Origin of the sequence: Mesorhizobium sp. M7A.F.Ca.AU.001.01.1.1, from assembly GCF_004022735.1 — a bacterium.
GTDB classification, from domain to species: Bacteria; Pseudomonadota; Alphaproteobacteria; order Rhizobiales; family Rhizobiaceae; genus Mesorhizobium; species Mesorhizobium ciceri.
The window spans coordinates 1-1,606 of the sequence record NZ_RZPF01001022.1 but is presented as its reverse complement, the minus strand read 5'-3'; the positions used below and the strand labels follow the sequence as shown (position 1 = coordinate 1,606).

Sequence of the window (1,606 nt, the reverse complement as noted above, 5' to 3'; positions counted from 1 at the left end):
GCCCACCACCGTGCCGCCGGTGCCATAGCCGGTGACGAAGAAATCAAGCCGCGAGCCGGCGAAATCATTGACGATCTCGCGCGCCGTCGTTGCCTCGTGGATGGCGGCGTTGGCGGTCGTCTCGAACTGGCGGGCAAGGAACCAGCCATTGGCCTCGGCCAGTTCCACCGCCTTCTTGTACATGCCGAAACCTTTTTCTGCGCGCGGCGTCAGCACCACCTTGGCGCCCAGCATGCGCATCAGTTTGCGGCGCTCGACCGAAAAACTGTCGGCCATCGTGACGACCAGCGGATAGCCCTTTTGCGCGCAGACCATGGCGAGGCCAATGCCGGTGTTGCCGCTGGTCGCCTCGACCACCGTCTGGCCCGGCTTCAGCGCCCCGCTGCGCTCGCCCTCCTCGATGATGTTGAGCGCCAGCCGGTCCTTCACCGAGGCGCCGGGATTGAAATACTCGGCCTTGACGTAGATCGTCGCGTGGGACGGTCCGAGATTGTTGATGCGAACCACCGGCGTGTCGCCGACGGTGTCGAGAATGCTGTCGAACAGGCGGCCGCGCCCGGCCGTGGTTCTGATCTTCTGCTGCTGCAACATCTTGGTCTCCTTGATTGTCATCGCGTTTTGTCTTCACGGGCCGGTTACAAACCGGCGGGCTGGGCGGCGAGGTTTGGTGACCTTGCCGCGCTAGGACTGACATGCCGCACAGCGGCAATGCCCGTATCCGGCGCTGATATCCGCTGCCGGATGCGCCGTGTCGTGTTTGGTGATACAGGAGAGGCCGACAGGCCAGCGTGGGAGCAGGCGTGGAAACGCACGTGGAATCCACTCGATCGAGGCCGGACGGCGACATGCCGGTCCTTTCCGTGCGCCTGCTCGGACCGCTGATGATCTCCCGCGACGGCGCTCCGGTTGCCCTGCCCGCGTCACGCAAGCTGCGCGCGCTGCTCGCCTATCTGGCGCTGGCGCCGCATCCGGTCAGCCGCAGTCGCCTGTGCGAGTTGTTGTGGGATGTGCCGAACGACCCAAGGGGCGAACTGCGCTGGTGCCTGAGCAAGCTGCGCGGCGCGCTTGACATGCCGGCCCGGCGCCGGGTCTCCACCCAAGGCGATACGGTCGCACTCGATCTCGACGATTGCCTGGTCGATGTGCTGGAGGTCAGCCGCGCCGCCGCGCAAGGGATCGGCACGCTTGACGTCGAGCGCTTGCGCGTGCTGGCCGGACTGTTTGCCGGCGATTTCCTCGACGGGCTGGAGCTCGAGCGCAGCCCGCATTTCAACAGCTGGCTGATCGCGCAGCGCCGCCGCTTCAGCGCTTGCCATGCCGCCGTGCTGGAACGCCTTGTCGCGAGCCTGCCGGCTTATAGTGACGAGGCGATCGCCCATCTCGACACATGGGTGGAACTGGCGCCGTTCGACACGTGCGGACATCTGGCGTTGCTGTCCAATCTGGCCGGGCGCGGCGAGGTCGGCGCGGCCGAAGAGCATCTGGCCGCGGCGGAACGATTGTTTCGGTCGGAGGAGCTCGATTTCGCACCGCTTCGCGCGGCCTGGCGGGCGATCCGTGACCGACAGTCGGGCACCTCGCTTCGAACGGCCTGCCTGTCCACGCT

The 1,606-nt window shown here is 66.3% G+C and carries 1 protein-coding gene and 1 pseudogene; one reads left to right on the top strand and one right to left on the bottom strand.

Annotated elements, in window-relative coordinates; genetic code table 11:
- On the bottom strand, positions 1-591 hold a 591-nt coding region (locus tag EN884_RS35325), incomplete at its 3' end, for a pyridoxal-phosphate dependent enzyme (RefSeq protein WP_128361098.1).
- Positions 592-845: 254 nt separating this feature from the next.
- Here EN884_RS35325 and EN884_RS35320 point away from each other — a divergent pair.
- Positions 846-1,606, top strand: a pseudogene (locus tag EN884_RS35320) (transcriptional regulator); the annotation flags it as partial.